The following is a 2,718-nucleotide window of genomic DNA, read 5'->3' on the forward strand; positions in this document are numbered from 1 at the left end:
TGCTCAACACCTTGAATTTGCCACAAAGGAGGCGAATATGAGTTCATTTCAAACCCTGGCTCAGGAAGTCCAGCAGAGTGATCGCTGCCATATGTGCGGTGGATGTGTCACTTTCTGTACCGCCATCAATTATGGTGCACTGGAGATTGGAGAAGACGGCTTTCCGCGCTACAAGGACCGGAACAGCTGCCTGGAATGCGGAATATGTTACATGCTCTGTCCTGAAGTAGAAGAACTGGACGTAGAAATAAACAGTCTTGCAAACTGGGAGGAGCCGGCAGGCAAAATTATATCCTCAAGCATCCTTCGGGCCAGAGACAGACAGGTCCTGGACAGAGCAACCGATGGCGGAGCCGTGACTGCAATTCTTCTGCATCTCATGGAATCAGGCCGCATAGACGGGGCCGTGGTCAGCAGAAACAAAGGCCTGTTCAACAGGGAACCCATGCTGGCCCGTACCAGTGAGCAGATACTGGAATGCTGCGGCTCCTATTTTGATGTTTCTCACGGCACGTACCACTATGGTTCGCAGTACTCCACCTACTCGCCGTCTGTGCAGGCCCTGGGCGATGTCAAAACTCAAGGATTCAGAAGCATAGCCTTTGTCGGAACGCCATGCCAGGTAAGGACACTCAGAAAAATGCAGGCCCTGGGAGTTGTCCCGGCTGATGCAATCTACTGTGTTCTGGGTCTTTTCTGTACAGGTAATTTCGAATTTGACGACAGCTCCAGGAAACGACTGGAAAAGACCGGAGAATTCAGCTGGAAAGATGTGCAAAAAATCAATGTCACCGACAAGGTGTACATCTATATGCAGGACGGCTCCATACATGCCCTTCCCCTGGATGAGCTGGATTTCATCAAAAGACGGGCCTGTAATTACTGCCACGACTACAGCGCCGAACTGGCCGACCTCTCCTTCGGCGGTGTGGGCTCGGACGACGGCTGGACAACGGTTTTGACCAGAAGCCCTCTGGGAATGGAAATATTGCGGTATGCCGAAAGAAACAGCCTGGAAAGACTGGGAATGCAGGACCCGGATACACAGAATCAAAGATCGCTCCTTGATGCCGAGATCCAGGACCTGAAAAGCCGCATGCAGCACCTGCAGTACCGCCGCCTGGAAAACCCGGAAGCCACGGCCCACGGATACCAGGAAATGCTCGACAGGCTCAAATATCTTCAAAAGCAAAAGCAAATGCTAGAGCCGGCAAAGCAAAGGCCTGAACAGCATGCCTTAAACAGCTGCCTGGAAGTCGTTCTGGAAAAATGCCGTCAAAAGAAAGGTCAAATTCCCCAAAGCCGCAGCAGAACTGCTGCGGCAACAGTGGCCTGATAAAAAGCCTGAAAAAATCCCTGGCGGGTACGCCACCGGAAAACATATAAATTATGCAGCAAAAGACAGGGGCGGTTGCCGTAATAGGCGGCGGGATTGCCGGAATCCAGGCCGCCCTGGATCTTGCTGACTCCGGCTTCTACACCTACCTTGTGGAGAAAAGCCCTGGTCTGGGCGGAATCATGGCCCAGTTAGACTCCATTGCCCCCACCAGCGACTGCTCTCCATGTCTTCTAACCACCCGCCTCATTGCCTGCGCCAGGCATGCAAACATTGAGATCCACACCCGGAGCCGGGTCCTCTGCGTGGAAGGCCAGGAAGGGAATATGCAGGTCCATATCAGAAAATCCCCGGCCTTCATCGATCCTGCAAAGTGCATAGCCTGCAACTGGTGTACAGAGGCTTGCCTCAAGGCAGTCCCGGATGAATTCAACCTGGAACTTAAAACCCGTCAATGCGCCTACATATATTACAGGCAGTCCATTCCTTCCACTTATGTCATAGACCAAAAGAACTGCCTGCGCCTGACCCGGGGAATATGCGGCATATGCGAAAAGATCTGCCCCGCCGGGGCCATTGATTTCAACGAACCGGAAAAGACACTGGTACTGCAGGTAGGTTCTGTGATCATGGCCACCGGGATGAATATGCAAAACAGTCAAGACCTGCATGACCTTTACAGCTACAAATCCTGCCCAGATGTAATAACCAGCCTGGAATATGAACGCCTGACCTCGATTACGGGACCGGGCCATGGCATACTCAAAAGGCCGTCGGACAACACCCGGCCTGCAAAGACAGCCTGGATCCAGTGCGTGCTTTCCCGGAGCCTGAAGCATCCCGCCCACAGGACCTGCTCCAGCATATGCTGCATGCACGCCGTTAAACAGGCCACCAGCATGGGCCGGCATATCGGGGAAAAAATCCCGGACACAACTGTTTTTTACAACGAGATAAGATTTTGCGGAAAAGGGCAGGAAAAACTGCTGGACAGGGCCAGATCAATGGGGGTGCGCTTTATTTGCAGTCAGCCCCACAGCATACTGCCCGGCAAGGATGGAAAAGGAGTCCGGATTACTTATGTCCATGACGACTCGAAGCTGATAACCGAATTCTTTGACCTGGCAGTGCTTTCCGTGGGCATGCATGCGGGGCGGGAAAGCCTGCAGCAGGTCCTGGGCCCGGGCATAACGAATAGTTGCAATGACAGCATTACCCCCATCTCCAGTACCACCCCCTTTGAAAGCAGCAGAAAAGGGGTATACCTGGCTGGCAGCCTGGCCTCCCCAGGAGACATACGCCACAGCATAACCCACGGCTCCGGGGCAGCAGTTGCAGCCACCGAAAGACTCACTCGCTCCAGGTTTACTCTGACCTGCAAA

The 2,718-nt window shown here is 53.4% G+C and carries 2 protein-coding genes; both read left to right on the forward strand.

Going from position 1 to position 2,718, the window contains the following annotated elements; genetic code table 11:
* The first annotated feature begins 37 nt into the window (after positions 1–37).
* Positions 38–1,336, forward strand: coding sequence for a Coenzyme F420 hydrogenase/dehydrogenase, beta subunit C-terminal domain (locus tag D5S03_RS02870; RefSeq protein ID WP_287042621.1), 1,299 nt, complete (start codon positions 38–40; stop codon positions 1,334–1,336).
* Positions 1,337–1,389: 53 nt separating this feature from the next.
* Positions 1,390–2,718, forward strand: a 1,329-nt coding sequence (locus tag D5S03_RS02875; RefSeq protein WP_287042622.1) for an FAD-dependent oxidoreductase, incomplete at its 3' end; no start/stop codon positions are given.

The organism is Desulfonatronospira sp. MSAO_Bac3 (assembly GCF_003838035.1).
In the GTDB taxonomy this organism is placed as follows: domain Bacteria; phylum Desulfobacterota; class Desulfovibrionia; order Desulfovibrionales; family Desulfonatronovibrionaceae; genus Desulfonatronospira; species Desulfonatronospira thiodismutans.